This window comes from Nodosilinea sp. FACHB-131, from assembly GCF_014695395.1.
GTDB lineage: Bacteria > Cyanobacteriota > Cyanobacteriia > Phormidesmidales > Phormidesmidaceae > Nodosilinea.
Genome location: NZ_JACJOF010000033.1, coordinates 190,279 through 206,832 on the forward strand (window position 1 = coordinate 190,279; position 16,554 = coordinate 206,832).

Below are 16,554 nucleotides of genomic sequence, written 5' to 3' on the forward strand. Positions count from 1 at the left end.
CGGGGTTGACTGGGCTAGGTGGGTAGATCGGGCCACTGGGGTGGCAGTAGCAACGGGGCTTGAAGGTTTGGCTTAGCCACCCTCAGGCGGAGGCGTGCCTTCGACGGGGGCTCCACCCTCGGCGGGGGCTGCACCCTCAGCAGGAGCGGGCGGCGGGGGCGGCTCGGGCGGTACGCTGGGGTCGCCAACGGGCACGAGCACTTCGAGGGTGTAGTCGGTGAGCAGCAGTCGACTAATGCCCAGCAGTTCCTCTTCGGTGGTATCAGCCGGCGGCGGCGCAATACTCTGCTGCACATCTTTAATGATGATCAGCGGCTCTAAGCGCTCGATATTGCGCATGATGCTGAGCGTCTGAGGGAACAGCGCCTGCATCGACACATCGACGGTGACGCGCTCTAGCTTGCCGCTTAGTTCTGGGCCAAGGTCAGTGACCGGCTCCGCCGGGCTGGGGTTAAACCGCAGTAGCTCCGAAGAAAAGAGCTGCTTTTGCACCTGAGGAGTATCGGCAAACTGAGTCTTGACCCGCTGAATTTGTTCTCGGGTCAGCCCTAGGGCAGCGAGTTGAGCGTTGTCGAGGCGAGCCGGATCGGCCCGCAGCACGTCGGCGATCGCAGCGTTGCTGTTCTGAATCTGCTGGTTGATGTCGAGCAGCAGAGTGTCCAGGGTTTGGGAACCGCCTAAAAGGCTGTAAACGCCTACCCGCTGCTCCAAGGCCGAGTTCAGCTCAGCCTGCAGCGCAGCGCGATCCTGAAGACTGGCCCGCTGCTGGTCAACCTGAGCCTGCTTTTGGGCAACCTCGGCCTCTAGAGCAGTTTTCTGCTCCTGCACGGGCTTGACTACAAAGTTGTACAGAGCAAATGCGCCAATCAGCCCGAGTACCGCCAGGCCAATGCCCTGCACCTTGGGGGTGAGCTCAATACCAAAGGCTGTGGGGTAAGTAGGGCCGACGTCTAAAGCCTGGTCGTCGGCGGGAAGGAAATCACCCGATGCGGTCATTCGATCACTCCTTTTTCTCTCAGGGCCTGAAGACGGGTTACTAAGCCGACGGTACCCTGGCGCTCAAGCTCGTCTACCAGCTGGGAGGCTGGGGTATCAGTAATGTTGGCCCCGATGGTGTAGTCGATTAAAAAGTCAGGGTCACCCACAGGGGTGCCTGGGCAGCGGCCTTGGGTTTGGGGGTCGAGCAGGGTGGGTTGCTGCTGGGCCTGACTAATCGCCACGGTTTGGGACTGCAGCAGGGGCGATCGCTGTAACACCAGGGCAAAGTCGTTGATCTCGTCGTAGGAACAGGCCACACCGTTAATAGAAATTCCTTCAGATGACTCCGGCACAACGTTGGGATCAGTTGCCTCGGGGGTAGTCGTCGTCTGACTGAGGCCGACGATTTGAACGCGAGCCGGAGTGCGGGTGCGAATATCTTGCAGCAGCGCCGACCAAGGCAGAATATCGTTGAAGACCGTTACGAAAGCGTTAATCTCAGACCGAATGAGGTCGATCTGCCCCTGAATACCGCTGATCTCCTGGAGCTGACCCTGCAGCTGAGCCGTCTCAGCGTCCAGTGCAGCACTGCGGGTTTGAAGCTGGTTGACCTGACTGCGCGTCACCGCCCAGTAGCCGCCCACCAGTGCTAGGGGCACCAGCGCCGCCGCCAACCCCAAAACTAGCGGTCTGCGATCGCCCGGGGCCACCCCGCCACCCCGAGCCCGGGGCTTGGCCTCAAAGACGCGAACCTCGCGGTCCTTGAGAAAATTAATATCGAGACCGTACATAGCTACACCTCCCGCATGCCAAGACCAATTACCGTTGCCAACCCCGCCCGCTGACTCTCGGGAATATCTTCAGCCACCTCCAACGACAGCGCTGAGATCGGGTCGATTTGGCTGGCGGGCAGACTCAGCCGCTGGGCCAGAAACTCGTCGAGCTGCCCAATGGAGGCTCCCGGTCCGGCCAGCAGCAGCTGCGCCACCTCCATGTCTTCGCCCTGGTTGAGGTAAAAGTCAATGGAGCGGCGCAGTTCGTCAGACAGCTCACCCAGCACCCGCAGCATGGCGGTGGTGCCAGGGTTGGTATTGCCCAGCTGGGGCGCACCCACGGTATCCATGGTCTGAATCGGTACCGTCATGCCCTGGAGCAGCTCAGTGTTGCGGGAGGGGGGCAAATTCATGGCGCGGCTGAGGGCGCTCTGAATTTGAAAGGTGCCAATGGGTACGGTGCGCGAGAAGTGGGGCACCCCGTCAACCACAATGGAGATCTCGGTGTTTTCAAACTCGATATCGACTACGGCGGCGGCCTCCTGGGGCGTAAACTGCCGCAGCTGTTCACGAATGGTGCGAATCAGGGCAAAGCTGGAGGTCTCGAGCACGTTGAGCGCCAGCCCCGCCTGCTGAAACACCTCAATGTAGGGGTCGGTGAGGTCTTTGCGCACTGCCACCAGCAGCACCTGCACTTTCTCAATGCCGTCTTCGTCGACAAAGTAGCCGAGCTTTTGATAGTCAACATCGGCCTCCTCGCGGGGGAAGGGCAGGTAGAGACTGGCCTCTTGGTTGAGCACCATTTCGCGCAGCTCGTTGTCGTCGAGCTCGGCGGGCACAGGAATGACGCGGGTAATCGCTCGCCCTGGAATCGCGGTGGTGGCCTGCCTGACCTTGAGCTTGCTCTCAGCGAGCACCGTTTGAATGGCGTCGGCCATGGCGGCGGTGTCTAAAATTTGGCCTTCCTCGTAAATGCCCTCGGCCAGTTCTACCGAGGCCAGGGCTTCTAATTTAAGCGAGGCTCCCTGCTTTTTTAGGCGGGCCAAATTAACTCTTTCAGGGGTGAGCTCAATGCCAACTCCCCGAGGCTTGCGACTAAAAATGGCTTTGAGACTATCCACGGTAGTATCCGAAAAACAGGTGGGTATATAGAAAACCTGCCCGGTTAAAGTGACAACCAAGCAGACCCAAACGAGTCCGTTTCTTTCTTCCCAAAAAGCCTTTTTCAGGCACTCAAGAAGAGATCCAGCGGCCCAGCAATTATCCCTGGGGGAAAAGTGCTAACGAATGGTACACAATTTAATTCAGATTTTCCACTTTTCTTTTTAAGCACTATTTTCTGGGTTGGGAGACAGCCGATGCTGTATCTCCTACCCGCACACCCAATGGTCTCGCCGTTGATCCTGAGGTAATGCCAAGCCAACTAAAGCTTGGTATCACCAGCGATGTTACACACAATTCTGAAAAGTGAGCACCTAATATTGAGAAACTATGGCCCTGTCGCTGTATTTCTTTACGCGCTGTCTTTTTTATCCGCCTGGAGCAACTTGTTATGACTACTCCTCCATCACCCCTGGCACCCCTGGGCACCCCCTTAAACAACGATGCCCAGCGATTGCTGCTGCTAGGGTCGGGTGAGCTGGGTCGTGAGGTGGCCCTTGAAGCGGTGCGCCTGGGTCTGGAGGTAATTGCTGTCGATCGCTACGACCATGCCCCGGCCATGACCGTGGCCCACCGCCGCCACGTCATCGACATGCTGGATGGCAGAGCGCTCCGCCAAGTCGTGGAGCAGGAGAAGCCAGGGCTGATCGTGCCGGAGGTGGAGGCGATCGCTACCGAGACCCTTGTAGCACTGGAAGCCGAAGGCTGGCGGGTAATTCCTACCGCTCGGGCCACCCAGCTAACCATGAACCGCGAGGGCATTCGACGGCTGGCGGCAGAGGAACTGGGGCTGAAGACCTCGCCCTTTCGCTTTGCCGGTACCGAGGCCGAGTATTTAGAGGCGATCGCAGCGATCGGCCTGCCCTGTGTGGTCAAGCCGATTATGAGTTCTTCTGGCAAAGGTCAGAGCACCGTGCGCCAAGAGTCTGAGGTGCTGCCTGCCTGGACGTATGCGGGGGAAGCGGGTCGGGGCAAGAGCGATCGCGTCATCGTTGAGGGCTTCGTGCCTTTTGACACCGAGATCACGCTGCTGACGGTGCGGGCGATCGACGGCACCCACTTTTGCCCCCCCATCGGTCACCGCCAGGAGGCGGGCGACTACCGCGAGTCGTGGCAGCCCTGCGCCCTGCACCCTGATACCCTGGCGGCCTGCCAGGAAATGGCCAAAGCGGTCACCGATGCCCTGGGCGGCTGGGGTCTGTTTGGAGTCGAGCTATTCATCGCCGGAGCGGCAGATCAACCTCAAACCGTGTACTTCAGTGAGGTCAGCCCTCGCCCCCACGACACCGGCATGGTGACGATGGTGAGCCAGCACCAGTCAGAGTTTGAGCTGCACGTGCGGGCGATCATGGGCCTGCCCATTGGCGAAATCACTTTGGTGCAACCGGGAGCCTCGGCGGTGATTTTGGCCAGTGGAGCCAGCGACCATCCCCAGTATGCCGGCCTGGACGAGGCGCTGAAGGTGCCCACCAGTAAAGTGCGGCTGTTTGGTAAGCCCACTGCCCATCCCAACCGCCGCATGGGAGTGGCTCTAGCCCTAGGAGATACGGTAGAAGAGGCCAAGGAGCGGGCGATCGCCAGCGCCAGCGCCGTCCAGGTGATTCTATAAAACCCCCGCCACAACCGCACAAATTAAGCGAAAATGAACAACCGTGACTGGGTGCGCCCTTTTTCCGCTTCGTTCTTCCTTCTTCTTTTTTCGCCATGAGACTCCGCCCCTACGCCCGCTTTGGTCTGTTTGCCCTGCTGGGTCTGATGATGAGCTGGCTAGTAGCCTGCGGTGGCGGACAGCCCAGCGCTACCGCCCCCGCCGAGGGTGGCAGTCAAGAAGTCGAGTTTTGGACCATGCAGCTTCAGCCCGACTTTACCGACTACTTCAACGGGCTGATTGCCGACTACGAAGCGCAAAACCCCGACATCACCGTGCGCTGGGTGGATGTGCCCTGGGCCGACATGCAGAGCAAAATTCTCACTGCCGTCACGGCTGGCACCGCTCCCGACGTGGTCAACCTCAACCCCGACTTTGCGGCCCAGCTAGCCAGCCGCAATGCCTGGCTGCCGTTGGATGAAAAAGTGTCTGCCGAGGCCAAGCAGGTCTATCTGCCCAACATTTGGGAAGCTAACACTCTCAATGGCCAGAGCTTTGGCATTCCCTGGTATCTGACCACCAACGTCACCTTGCACAACCAGGCGCTCTTGGATGAGGCCGGGGTGGCCCCGCCCACCACCTATGCTGAGCTAGCCGAAGTGGCCCGTGAGGTGAAAGAAAAAACCGGCAAATACGCCTACTTCACCACCTTTGTGCCCGAAGATTCTGCCGACGTGCTGCAATCTTTTGTGCAGATGGGGGTCGAGCTGGTGGATGACCAGGGCCAGGCCGCCTTTGACACCGCCGAAGGCCGCGCCGTCTTCCAATACTGGACGGACCTCTACCAGCAAGAACTGCTGCCCCAGGAGGTGCTGACCCAGGGCCATCGCCGGGCGATCGAGCTGTTCCAGGCAGGGGAAGTGGCGCTGCTGTCTACCGGGGCCGAGTTTTTCCCCACCATTGAGGCCAACGCCCCTGACATTGCTGCCGTCACCGGCAGCGGCCCCCAGATCACCGGCGACACCGGCAAAACCAACGTCGCCGTGATGAATGTGGTGATTCCGGCCGGGACCGATGTGCCCGATGCGGCGCTCGATTTTGCGCTGTATGTCACCAACGACGCCAACCAGCTCAGCTTTGCCAAAGCCGCCAACGTCCTGCCTTCTACCACCGGGGCGCTTGAGGATGGCTACTTTGCCGCCGAGGGCACCAAGGGCGTGGAAAAGGCGCGATCGGTCAGCACCGAGCAGATGAACCAGGCTGAGGTGCTAATCCCCGCTATGGATGGGGTTAAGGAACTGCAAGCGATCATCTACGACAACCTGCAAGCGGCAATGCTGGGCCAAAAACCAGTAGACCAGGCAGTTAGTGATGCGGCAGCAGCGTGGAACGCTCGGTAGTGATGCCTCTGAGCGGGAATGCTTCTGCCAAAGCTCAGCTAAATTCCGTTGTCTCCAACTTCGGCAATTCGTTGCAGCGTTTTCTCACCGATCGCAGCATGCCTGGGATGATCCATTAGGCCAGTATCCAGCAGCACCACACCAAAGAAAATGGCCCATCCCAGGGCTCGCTGTATGGTGGCCTCAGAAATAGGACCATAGGCGGCGATCGCCCCTCGCCTAGCCGTCCCATCCTCAAACAGCATCCACACCGCTGCTAAATCAGTAGCGATATCACCCGAGGTGATGTCGCCCCAGTCGATAATACCGGTCAGCACGCCGTCTTCAACCAGGATGTTGCGAGGGTGGAGATCGCCGTGGAGCCAAGTAGGTGGGGTATCGATCGGCGCACTCAGAGCTGTCTGCCACAGCGCTTTGAGGGTGGGCGTAATCAAATTGGTTTTGGGTTCTAGGCGCGCCAGGCGCTCTGAAATTGCTGCTGCCCGGTCTTTCAGCGGCACGCCACGAAAGGGATTCCTAGGCGCATTGGCTGGCGCGGGAGTATGCAAGGCTCGGAGAAATTCCCCAAAGCGGCTGGCCTGCTCTGGATGGGGCGGTTCTAGATCGGCGGGGCTGCCGCTGAGCCAGGGCAAAATGCTCCACCGCCAGGGATAGCCGCAGGCCGGAACGCCCACGCGAAAGGGAACAGGAACGGCGATCGGCAGTTGGGCGGCAAGGCGCGGCAGCCAGGTTTGCTCATGCTCGATTAGGGCAGCGGCGATCTGGCGGCGGGGAAGCCGCACAGACAAGCGATTCGCGCAGCGTAAAGCCTGCGGCATCCTAGAAACGGGAACCGACTCGAAACCAGTATCCGTCCCGGAATCGCCCAGACGAAACATGGCATTATCCCAACCCGCATCGACTGGCACAATGTCTAGGTGCGCCAAATCGGGGTGCTGGTCGTGCAGCAACCGTTGAACGAGGATGCTGTCGATCAAGACTTCAGCGTCTGGTGTTTTAGCTAAACGCCCAAAATCTTGTGGCAGCATAGCTAGTCCCAACCTTAAAAGTCCGATGGCGTGGGGAGTGCATGACGGTGAAGCGGCATTTGAATCGCTAGCCATCTGACCACAGAACGGCCAAAGACACCCTGTGGATAATTACGACTTGAGCAGCTGATCTAAAATCGCTCGGGCCGGTTGGGCGCGCTCCAGTGCTCCTTGGTAGTCGCTGTAGAGCTTCAGCAATTTAGAGAGACCGCTAATGCCGCCGCGCAATTCTTCTAAATCGTCTCCCGATACCAGTTCGCCATCGAGCAGCCGCACAATTAAAGGCTTGATATCGCCCACATCCTGCCGGGCTTTTTGCAGCTTTTCGACGGTGCTCAGTAAGGTCTTGAGGTCCTTGAACAGGTCGTCGATTTGATCATGATCGACCGCTTCAACAACGGTGTCTTCGCCATCGTCATCGACTGGAGCCGCCGCGTCTAAATCTACAGTGGCGCTGTCTGACTCTGCGATCGCGCCGTTACGTTTTGCCTGTGCCATTGAGCCGTCTCCGTAGAAACCGTGGATGGGGAGAGTATAGTCTAGCTTGGTTCAAGCGTACTATGAATAACATTGGCTAGTTCGCTTAGGCCAGTACTGATCGCCTGTAGTCAATACTAGGGCAGCGGACTGACGGATAGCCATCGCCTACGAGCTACCGATGAAAACCTCCTAACCTTCGTAGCGACGACTATGACTCACTGCTTTCCCTGAGTTTTACCACGCTCGCCCCTCTGGAGCACGTTAAGTTGCACGAACAGGCAGTTCTAGAGGCAACGCATCCCTCTGGAGCAGATGCCTTTACTCAAACACGATCGTCTCCTGCTGTTGGAGCTGCTTGCGCTCGCGTTTGGTGAGTTTGCGGCGGCGACTGGTTTCCTCTAAACGCTGCTGCAACCGCTCTTTTTGGTCAATTTCGGGCAGTTTGAGCACAATACCCGCTGCTAGCCAGTAATACACGTTCACCGGATCCACATCCAGCGGGTAATAGTAGGGAAAAATGCTGATAAACAGCACAAACACCCACATAGAAGCGCCGTAGCCCCGCAGGTTAGGGTCTTTGATCGACCGATAGGCTTTGAATGTGGCGACGGTGAGCGTGAGGTATACCGCCAGGGTGGCCAGCAACCCCAGGGGACCGATTTCATACATCAGCTTGGGGTGGTAGGTTTCGACCAGCTCGGTTTTGCCGAAAATGCGGGCAGCGTTGGTGGCGCGGCCCACCCCCCGGCCCAAGATACCCTCCTGCTGCTTTTGAGCCCACTCAAACTGCTGCACAATAAACTCGTGGGGCGGCGAGGCGCTCCAGCGGCTTTCGAAACTTGCCCACCGTTCGTTGACCACCGCTGGATTTTGGAGCATAAACACGCTCAAGATCAGCGCCAGACCAATACCAATTGGGAGAAAGCGCTTCAGGTTGGCCACCTGACCCGTCAGCACCAGCAGGCCCACAATGGTGACAGGAACCAGGGCTAGGGCGATGCGTTGCCCCGAGACCACCGCCATCACCCCCACCGCTGCCAGTGACCCCAAACCCACGATGCGCCAAAGCGGGCTGCGATCGCTAAACGCCGTGCCAAAGGCAAAGAAGCCGCTCGAAATCAAAAACCAGCCCCACTGCCAGGGCGCGTTAAAGGTGCCGGGCAGCCGAATTTGCCCCTGGGCTGGAGTGTACAGCAGCGACCCACCAACAAAACAGCGCGACTCTAGCGATGCCTTAAACAGGTCTTCGCCCTCGCCGATGGTGCCCTGGCAAATGCCCAGTCGCAGCATCATGTATTGAATAAAGCCTAGGCCGCAGCAGACCAAAATCAGCACCACTTGCAGGCGCAGCAGAAAGTAGACGTCTTCGCGATCGCGCAGTAAATAATAGATACACGGAATAATCAGCACGTAGCCGATTAGCACCTTTAAGCCCAGCACCCCAATCAAAATTGGCACCTCGCCCCCGGCCGCATCGAGCTGCTGCCCGCCGTTGACCACCAACATAGTCAGGCTACACAACCCCAGCAGCACCAGCAGCGGCACTTTGATCAGTTGAGGAATAATCAGAGGCTGCCGAGTACGACGACAAAACTGAATCACGCCGAGGAGCGCTGGGATGTAGATCGCATCTTTAGCCAGCTGCAAAATGCCGCTGCCCCCGAGCGCGTAGGTAACGGTGCCGCTAAAGGGCACGTAGATAATCAGCCCATAGATGGCCTGGCGAGGATATTTGAAGGAGAGGGCGAGACAGGCGATCGCCACCACCGCTGCCAACGCCAGCTTAGGCTCCCCCAACAGCGCTAGCAGTACCCCGATCAGCCCGGCGACAAACAACGTTGCTGCTAGGTATTGAATCAATTCTTTGCGCGCCTTTTGGGCCTTGCGCTTTTTAGCTCGCTCCTCTTTACGAGTGAGAACAGGAGCTTGCTCCGCCTTATCCTGTTTGCCTTTGCCTCGCCGCCGGGGTCGAGCCGCTTTTACCTGAGTCTGGGGATTATCTACCACAGCACGATCCCATGGGGCTTGCACTGTCAGGGTAGCCTCTAGCTAGACGCTTTGAGCAGCATGCGCCCCATCGCCACACATTCCATCACAACGAGCGGAATCCAGAGCTAGCATCTGGATTCCGCTCACTACTTTTCTTGAGGCTAGAGTTCCAAACCTAGTTACGACTCAAACCCAAAATCCCAGACGATCGGCTCCCAACCATAGGCATCGCCCTGGGCACGCACGTGGCCGAGGCCGGGGAAGGGCATGTGGGGCACCAGCAGCAGGCGGCGATCGCCCACAACGGTTTTCAGCAGTTCTTTTCGAGTTTCCACTCCGGCCTGGGGATCGGTGTCAAAGGCCACTTCCCAATCGGGGTTCTCCAGGTTGAGGGGGTCGCTAAAGAACACGTCCCCCGTGGCCAGCAGGCTGTCGTCGCCAGAGGTGATCAGGTAAGAGGATTGCCCAGGGGTATGGCCTACCGAAGGCACCGAGACAATGCCGGGGATAATCTCGTCGCCGAGGGCAAAGCGGGTGGTGCGGCTGGCGATCGCCCCTAACCATTCCTTCGCTACAGCCACCGTACTCGCCTGGGTGTCTGCATCCGCCAGCGAGTTGGGCATTTCCACCGTTGGTGCCGTCCAGAAGTCCCACTCGGTTGCAGAGATGTAGTAGCTGGCGTTGACAAATACCGGATTGCCGCTGTCGTCGAGAATGCCGCCGATGTGGTCGGGGTGGGCGTGGGTCAAAATAACGGTGTCAATGGTATCGGGGGCAATGCCCGCCGCCTGCAAATTGTTCACTAGATAGCCAACCGTGGGGCCAAAAGTGTTGCCCGCCCCGGCGTCGATCAGCACCCGGTGCTCATCGGTTTCTAGATACAGAACGTTGAGATGGGCTAAGACATTGTCGGTCGGCAAAAAGTTGTCCGCCAGCGCGGCAGCGGCATCAGTAGGATCGGCATTGGGCACCAAGAACCCCACAGGAAAAGTCAGCGTGCCGTCGCTGATCACTGTCGCCTTAGCATCGCCAATGGTGAAGTGGTAAACCACAGCGTTGGTGGGGGTCGCCCGCTCTACGGCAGGCTCAGCTTGGGCCAAAGCGGTTGAAGGCTGCCCACCGAGCCCGCCCAGCCAGAGGCAAAAGCCAAGGGTCACCGTGGCAACGAGGGCCATAAAGCCCAGGCGTTTTAAGGGTTTTGTGGCAGCTAGAAGGTTGAGCACGTATCCTCTCCTCAGTACAATGTCAGGCTTCTATCGGGGAATTCTCCATATTCTTACCCATGGTAGAGCAGGAGGTTTGCCACCGCAGGCAGCTAGATTAGGATAGAACCAGCGATCGCCCCCTACCTTGCTAGGGCTAGGCAACCCATGCCACCACTCACCACCGATCTGCTCGATCAAATCACCCAGCGTTTGGTGTCTGCCCTTCAGCCAGAGCAGATCATTTTGTTTAGCTCCTATGCCTATGGCGAGCCCAACGAAGATAGCGATATTGACCTACTCATGATTGTTTCGCAGTCAGACGAGCCCCGCTACCGACAGGCGCGCGTTGTCTACAGAGCACTGCAAGGGTTAGGTATTCCCAAGGATATTTTGGTAATGACCCGCGAAGAGGTCGAACGCAAAAAGAACGTAGTGAGTTCCGTAGTCTGTCAAGCGCTTCGACAGGGCAAAGTTCTTTATGGCTGAGGATAAGCGTGCAGAGGTCGAGAAATGGCTAACCAAGATGATGCAGCGGATATCTTAACTCCCTACGCCACAGTGTTTCGCTATCCCTCACAGCCTCAAATCCGAAGAAAAAGATGCCCAACAGGCCATAGAGTTAGCCACAGCAATTCTGAATTTTGTCACTCAAAAATTGACCTAGATGTCTATGTTTCAGGCAACTCGGCGGCGACTGGCGCTCTGGTATACGGCGGTAACGGCGGTGCTGCTGCTGCTATTTGCCAGCGGCTTTTATCTCTACGTGCGCACCACTCTAGTTGAGCGAGTGGATGACACGCTCAATCATGTGGTGGAAATTGTGGAGCGATCGCTCGTCATTGAGCCCGACGTCGGTCCTGACCACATCTTCGCCACCGTTGACACCAACGACCCACCGTTACGCGTCAACGTAGAGGCTAGTTTTCGCGACAACGCCCGCACCGTCGAAGACGACCACATTGACCTGGAGTGGTTTGGCCCCAGTGGGCAGCTGCTGTGGTCTACCTTCACCGATCTACAGCCCGTGCCCCTGCACGTGAACCCAGCAGGTGAAACGGTGCGGGTGGGTCAAGAGACCTTTTTTCGCCAAATCACGGAGCGGGTGCAGGCTGATGGCCAGGTGTTGGGCTACCTGAGAGTTAGCCACCCCTGGTTTGAGGTGACGAAACCCAGCCGGCGCTTAATTGTGGATTTAGCTCTGGGCACCAGCCTAATGGTGGGGGCGGTGGCGGCGATTGGCTGGCTGCTGTCGGGGATCGCTATGGCCCCCGTGCGCGACTCGTACCAGCAGCTCAAGCAGTTTACCGCCGACGCCTCCCATGAGTTGCGCAACCCGATCGCCGTGATTCAGACCAATGCCCAGGTGGCGCTGTCGGACCCTAACCCCGATGTAGAGATTCAGCAGAGGCAGTTTCAGGTGATCGAGCGGCTTACCCGACGGCTGGGGCGGCTGGTGGATGACCTGCTGTTTTTGGCCCGTCAGGAGAGCGGGCTGATTGCCCTAGCCCCCGCTTCCGTCAGTCTGGAGGGGCTGCTGGAGGATGTGCTGGAGGAACAGCAGGTGATGGCCACCGAGCGCCAAATCGCGCTGCGGGTGAATGTGGCGGAAGACATTCCTGGCAAACTAAGGTCTAAATCCTCGGCCCTGTTAGCGACTCCCCCGACCGCTAATTCCAGGATTTTGGGCGATCCCAGCCAGCTCACCCGGCTATTTACCAACTTGATCAGCAATGCGGTGCAGTACACCCCCAGTGGCGGCACCGTGACGGTCAAAGTCAAGCCTACTAAGCACCAGGGGCAGCCAGCGGTTCAAGTAACTGTGCAGGACACAGGCATTGGCATGGATAGCGAGGCCATCGCCCATGCCTTCGATCGCTTTTACCGAGCCGATCCCTCGCGGTTGCGCAGCGGGGAGCAGGGCACGGGGCTAGGGCTGGCGATCGCCAAGGTAATCGTCGATACCCATCGAGGGCACATTCACCTCGACAGCCAGCCCCAGGCGGGCACCACAGTCACCGTCGTGCTACCCCAGGGAGGCGTGGGCGGGTAGGAGCCTCATCTAGTTTTACAGCCCTTCTTCTCTCCCACGGTGGATGGGCAAACCGCCCGATTGTCGTAGTTTAGACGGTGAGTTTAGGTCGTTGACTCTGTTGAAAAACATCAACGGAGGTTAAGCGCAAGCGGCTGATTTTCATAAAGAGAGTTAAAATCAGCAAAGTTATATTGGGTAAAAAAACAACCCAATGACGTCAGTTGCTCCCAGTGCCCGGTGTGACCAGCTCGGTCCCTAGTTGATCCCCAAGTGACCCTAACGGCACTCACGGTCTTTTACCTTTCCCGCCGCCGCATTGTTCTCTGGACTTTGATCCCCGGCTGCCAAAGTTTTTTCCAACCCGTTCCCCGGTAGTGGCACAGCTCATGGTTAGGCTGGCCACTTTGCCCAATTCCTCACTCATTTTTCTCCTATGGCTGACTCACTCCAGCATTCGGCATTGCAGGCTCATTCTGCGACCCCCACGGCCTATGAAAGACCCAACGACGGACTGATCCCCGCTGTTAGCACGGGGGTTTTTGTTTGCGTGCATGGCCACTTTTATCAGCCGCCTCGCGAAAACCCTTACCTAGATGCGATCGAGAAGCAGCCCAGCGCCGCCCCCTTCCACAACTGGAATGAACGCATTCACAATGAGTGCTACCGGCCCAATGCCTATGCCCGCATTCTCAACGAGCGCGGCGAGGTGGTGCGCATCGTCAACACCTTTGAATACATCAGCTTCAACATTGGCCCCACCCTGCTGAGCTGGATGGAGCGCCACGACCTGGAAACCTACCAGCGGATCATCGACGCCGATCGCAACAGCTGTGCGCGGCTGAGCGGCCACGGCAATGCGATCGCCCAGGTCTACAACCACATCATTTTGCCTCTGGCCAACTCGCGTGACAAAGTCACCCAGGTGCACTGGGGCATCGAAGACTTTCGCCGCCGCTTTGGCCGCAACCCTGAGGGCATTTGGCTGGCGGAAACCGCCATTGATTACCCCACGCTAGACGTACTTCACGCTGAGGGGATCAAGTTCACCATTCTGGCGCCGTCGCAGGTGCAGCGCTGCCGCCCGATGGTCAGCTACAACGGCGAACGCGACACCTGGCAAGAGGTGGGCGGTGGCCAGATCGACCCCAGCCGTCCCTACCGCTGCTTTCTCAAACATGCCGACGGCAGCCCCGACCCCAGCCGCTACATCGACATTTTCTTCTACGATGGTCCGATTTCCCGTGACATGGGCTTTAACGACGTGCTGAGTTCATCCCAGCACTTTGTCGGGCGCATTGGCCAGGCTATCCACGGGGATCACCGGCCCTTTCAGCTGATCTCAGTTGCCACCGATGGCGAGACCTTTGGCCACCACCGGGGCGGGGCCGAAAAAGCCCTGGCCTACGCCCTCACCGACGAGTTTCCCCGCCAGGGCTGGACGGTAACCAACTACGCCCACTACTTGGCTACTCACCCGCCCACTTGGGAAGCCGAACTCAAACCCGTCACCGCCTGGAGCTGCTCCCATGGCGTCGATCGCTGGCAGGATGACTGCGGCTGTGGCGGCGGCGGCGAATGGCACCAGCAGTGGCGACGCCCCCTGCGCGACACCCTCGACTGGCTGCGCGATCAGCTAGTTGCCGTCTACGAAACGCATGGGTCTGACCTGCTGCGCGATCCCTGGGCGGCGCGCAATGCCTACGTGGCAGTGATGGGCGATCGCAGCCCCGAGAGTCTTGACGCGTTCTTTGCCACCCACCAAACCCACAAACTCTCGGCGATCGAGCGAGTTACCGCCCTGCAACTGCTCGAAATGCAGCGCCACGCCCTGTTCATGTACACCAGCTGCGGCTGGTTCTTTGAAGAACTCTCTCGCCCCGAGGGCACTCAGATTCTGCGCTACGCCGCCCGCGCCATGGAGCTAGCTGGCGAAGTCGCGGGGATCGCCCTGGAAGCTGAATTTGTGAAGCGCCTCGGTCTCGCGCCCAGCAATATTAGCGAATTTGTCCACGGATCTGGCGTCTACGAGGCTCTGGTAAAGCCCTCTCGCATTTCGCTAGAGCAGGTGGTGGCCCACTACGCTATGGGGTCGCTGTTTACCGACTACCACCGCGAACAGACCGTCTACTGCTACACCGTCGAGCAGCACGATTACCGCCGCCAGCGCCTGGGGCCGATTTCCCTCGCGGTGGGCCTGGTCGAAATCACCTCCACCATCACCCGCGAAAGCCTCAGCCTCGCCTTTGCCGTAGTCCACCTGGGCGGCTGGGATTTCCACTGCGGGATCAAGGGGGTGCGATCGCGCCTCGACTACACCCAGGCTAAAGCCGCCGTGTTTGAGAGCCTCAGCCAGGCCAGCGCCGCCCAGGTGATTCTCGCCATCAATAGCGCCTTTGGCCCCCACACCTACGGCCTGCAAGACCTGTTTGCCGAAGAGCGCCACCGCATGATGGGCCTGCTTTCCCAAGACACCCTGCTGCGCCTCGACCAGCTCTACGCCCAGGTCTACCGCGACAACTACGGGGTGCTGCGCGCCTTCCACCGCGACGGCCTGCCTGTACCGAAAGAACTGCAAGTGGCGGCAGATATTGCCCTCAGCCATAGAGCGATGGAAGTACTCCAGTCGCTCGAACGCGAGACCAGTGACCCCACTGCCAGCCCCTTACGCCAGGGGGAAGACTATTTGAATGAGCTGGAGGCGATCGCCACCGAAGCCAGCACCTGCAATGCCTCGCTGTCGTTAGCGGCAGCCAAGCCCATGCTGGAGCGGCTGATCGGGCGATCGGTCTGGCAAATTCTCAACCAGGAACCCACAGAATCCCTCGCCGCCGATGTGGATTGGCTGGGGCGACTGGTTAACCTGGGCCAGCAGCTCAACTTGGGCCTTTCGTTAGAACGCCCCCAGGAGCTGTACTACCAGCACCTCAACCGCCAGGTGTTTGCCCTGCTCAAGCAGGCAGCGGTGTCTAGGAAGCCCCTCGGCCAGGATAGCCGCGCCCAAGTCAACGACATCCTCCGTCTCGGCGAATACCTATCGATGGACGTGGGTGCAGTATTAAAAGCGCTAGATCACCTCGATCCCGGTCGACCTGCTTAGGAGAGCAGCACAAAAGCAGCCCTTTCCCAGGCGGGAGAAGGGCTGCTTTTAGCACTTTTTGGCCATAACGCATAATGGAAGGAAACGTCCAAAGGCAGGAGTCAGACTGTGGCTGAACCCGTCACCATTGACGATATTTATGCCCTATTTCAAGCCTCCCAGGCAGAGGCCGATCGCCGCTTTGCTGAATCTGAGCGTCAGCTGCAAGAGCTAAAGCGCATTGCGGCCAATACTAGTCGAGAGGTCGCCGGGCTAACGACCCGCTGGGGGCAGTTTGTCGAGAACCTGGTTGAGCCTTCGGTGGTGCGCCTGTTTCAAGAGCGGGGTATTCAGGTACAAGAAACGTCTCGTCGCATGCGATCGCGACGACCGGGTGCAGAGATGGAGATCGACATTTTTGCGGTCGATGGGGATGTGGCTGTCGCCATTGAGGTGAAGTCGCGGCTCTCTCGTCAGGATATAGACGATTTTCTGGCCCGGCTGGATTGCTTTAGGCAGGCGTTTCCCCATTACAGCGACTACCGCATCTACGGAGCCGTAGCGGGTATTGAGGTGGATGAAGGGGTAGATCGTTATGCTTACCAGCGAGGCTTGTTTGTGATTAAACAAACTGGCGATATGGTTCTGATTGCCAACGACACTACCTTTCAACCTACTGCTTGGTGAGTGACAGGATATGTTTACTCACCTTATCTATAAGATATTCAAGATATAGCTGTGGTCATCTAGGTTAGGACGCGGCTTGCTTGAGCACGACTTCAATAGCGGCACGTAAGCCGTCGGCATGGGGGAGGTGTTTGCGAATCCGGCTCTTTAACCACCC

Annotated in this window: 13 protein-coding genes; 6 read left to right on the plus strand and 7 right to left on the minus strand. The window is 58.6% G+C overall.

Going from position 1 to position 16,554, the window contains the following annotated elements:
* Window positions 1-72: 72 nt before the first annotated feature.
* Genes H6F75_RS22910 through pilM form a run of 3 tightly spaced genes read right to left on the minus strand, consistent with a single transcriptional unit; the run spans window position 73 to window position 2,872 of the window.
* The gene (locus H6F75_RS22910) at window positions 73-996 is read right to left on the minus strand and encodes a hypothetical protein (RefSeq protein ID WP_190754833.1); all 924 of its coding nucleotides are present in this window, start codon (window positions 994-996) and stop codon (window positions 73-75) included.
* A complete protein-coding gene (locus tag H6F75_RS22915; RefSeq protein WP_190754835.1) occupies window positions 993-1,769 on the minus strand; it encodes a PilN domain-containing protein in 777 nt (258 codons plus the stop codon). Before H6F75_RS22915 ends, H6F75_RS22910 begins: the two co-directional genes overlap by 4 nt.
* Before the next feature lie 2 nt (window positions 1,770-1,771).
* Window positions 1,772-2,872, minus strand: coding sequence for a type IV pilus assembly protein PilM (pilM, locus tag H6F75_RS22920; protein ID WP_190754836.1), 1,101 nt, complete (start codon window positions 2,870-2,872; stop codon window positions 1,772-1,774).
* A 431-nt stretch (window positions 2,873-3,303) separates the two neighbouring features.
* Between pilM and purT the strand changes: the two genes are divergently transcribed.
* Complete coding sequence (gene purT / locus H6F75_RS22925; protein WP_190754838.1) at window positions 3,304-4,521, plus strand: formate-dependent phosphoribosylglycinamide formyltransferase; 1,218 nt, start codon at window positions 3,304-3,306, stop codon at window positions 4,519-4,521.
* Between the two features lie 95 nt (window positions 4,522-4,616).
* Window positions 4,617-5,900: a sugar ABC transporter substrate-binding protein gene (locus tag H6F75_RS22930; protein ID WP_190754840.1), complete on the plus strand. Its 1,284-nt coding sequence runs from the start codon at window positions 4,617-4,619 to the stop codon at window positions 5,898-5,900.
* A gap of 38 nt (window positions 5,901-5,938) precedes the next feature.
* Here the strand turns inward: H6F75_RS22930 and H6F75_RS22935 are convergent, their stop codons facing one another.
* The 4 genes from H6F75_RS22935 to H6F75_RS22950 form a co-directional block, all read right to left on the minus strand.
* Window positions 5,939-6,928: an aminoglycoside phosphotransferase family protein gene (locus H6F75_RS22935; protein WP_190754847.1), complete on the minus strand. Its 990-nt coding sequence runs from the start codon at window positions 6,926-6,928 to the stop codon at window positions 5,939-5,941.
* Between the two features lie 111 nt (window positions 6,929-7,039).
* Complete coding sequence (locus H6F75_RS22940) at window positions 7,040-7,426, minus strand: hypothetical protein (protein ID WP_190754849.1); 387 nt, start codon at window positions 7,424-7,426, stop codon at window positions 7,040-7,042.
* 300 nt (window positions 7,427-7,726) lie between these two features.
* Window positions 7,727-9,415 carry a hormogonium polysaccharide biosynthesis protein HpsL gene (gene hpsL, locus H6F75_RS22945; RefSeq protein ID WP_190754851.1) on the minus strand — a complete coding sequence of 563 codons (1,689 nt, stop codon included), beginning with the start codon at window positions 9,413-9,415 and terminating at the stop codon, window positions 7,727-7,729.
* Between the two features lie 161 nt (window positions 9,416-9,576).
* The gene (locus H6F75_RS22950; RefSeq protein WP_347710695.1) at window positions 9,577-10,620 is read right to left on the minus strand and encodes an MBL fold metallo-hydrolase; all 1,044 of its coding nucleotides are present in this window, start codon (window positions 10,618-10,620) and stop codon (window positions 9,577-9,579) included.
* 147 nt (window positions 10,621-10,767) lie between these two features.
* Here H6F75_RS22950 and H6F75_RS22955 point away from each other — a divergent pair, with 147 nt between their 5' ends.
* The 4 genes from H6F75_RS22955 to H6F75_RS22970 all read left to right on the plus strand — a co-directional run bounded on the left by H6F75_RS22955 (window position 10,768) and on the right by H6F75_RS22970 (window position 16,397).
* Window positions 10,768-11,088, plus strand: coding sequence for a nucleotidyltransferase domain-containing protein (locus H6F75_RS22955; RefSeq protein WP_190754853.1), 321 nt, complete (start codon window positions 10,768-10,770; stop codon window positions 11,086-11,088).
* Between the two features lie 184 nt (window positions 11,089-11,272).
* Window positions 11,273-12,652, plus strand: coding sequence for a HAMP domain-containing sensor histidine kinase (locus H6F75_RS22960; protein WP_190754854.1), 1,380 nt, complete (start codon window positions 11,273-11,275; stop codon window positions 12,650-12,652).
* Between the two features lie 415 nt (window positions 12,653-13,067).
* A complete protein-coding gene (locus H6F75_RS22965; RefSeq protein ID WP_190754856.1) occupies window positions 13,068-15,731 on the plus strand; it encodes a DUF3536 domain-containing protein in 2,664 nt (887 codons plus the stop codon).
* A 108-nt stretch (window positions 15,732-15,839) separates the two neighbouring features.
* Complete coding sequence (locus H6F75_RS22970) at window positions 15,840-16,397, plus strand: hypothetical protein (protein WP_190754858.1); 558 nt, start codon at window positions 15,840-15,842, stop codon at window positions 16,395-16,397.
* The last annotated feature ends 157 nt before the right edge of the window (window positions 16,398-16,554 follow it).

What these genes read in the sequence shown, in the direction of transcription:
- H6F75_RS22915 (WP_190754835.1), bottom strand. Translation starts at nt 1,769, where the DNA reads ATGTACGGTCTCGATATTAATTTTCTCAAGGACCGCGAGGTTCGCGTC.
- purT (WP_190754838.1), top strand. Translation starts at nt 3,304, where the DNA reads ATGACTACTCCTCCATCACCCCTGGCACCCCTGGGCACCCCCTTAAAC.
- H6F75_RS22940 (WP_190754849.1), bottom strand. Translation starts at nt 7,426, where the DNA reads ATGGCACAGGCAAAACGTAACGGCGCGATCGCAGAGTCAGACAGCGCC.
- H6F75_RS22955 (WP_190754853.1), top strand. Translation starts at nt 10,768, where the DNA reads ATGCCACCACTCACCACCGATCTGCTCGATCAAATCACCCAGCGTTTG.
- H6F75_RS22965 (WP_190754856.1), top strand. Translation starts at nt 13,068, where the DNA reads ATGGCTGACTCACTCCAGCATTCGGCATTGCAGGCTCATTCTGCGACC.
- H6F75_RS22910 (WP_190754833.1), bottom strand. Translation starts at nt 996, where the DNA reads ATGACCGCATCGGGTGATTTCCTTCCCGCCGACGACCAGGCTTTAGAC.
- H6F75_RS22960 (WP_190754854.1), top strand. Translation starts at nt 11,273, where the DNA reads ATGTTTCAGGCAACTCGGCGGCGACTGGCGCTCTGGTATACGGCGGTA.
- H6F75_RS22930 (WP_190754840.1), top strand. Translation starts at nt 4,617, where the DNA reads ATGAGACTCCGCCCCTACGCCCGCTTTGGTCTGTTTGCCCTGCTGGGT.
- H6F75_RS22935 (WP_190754847.1), bottom strand. Translation starts at nt 6,928, where the DNA reads ATGCTGCCACAAGATTTTGGGCGTTTAGCTAAAACACCAGACGCTGAA.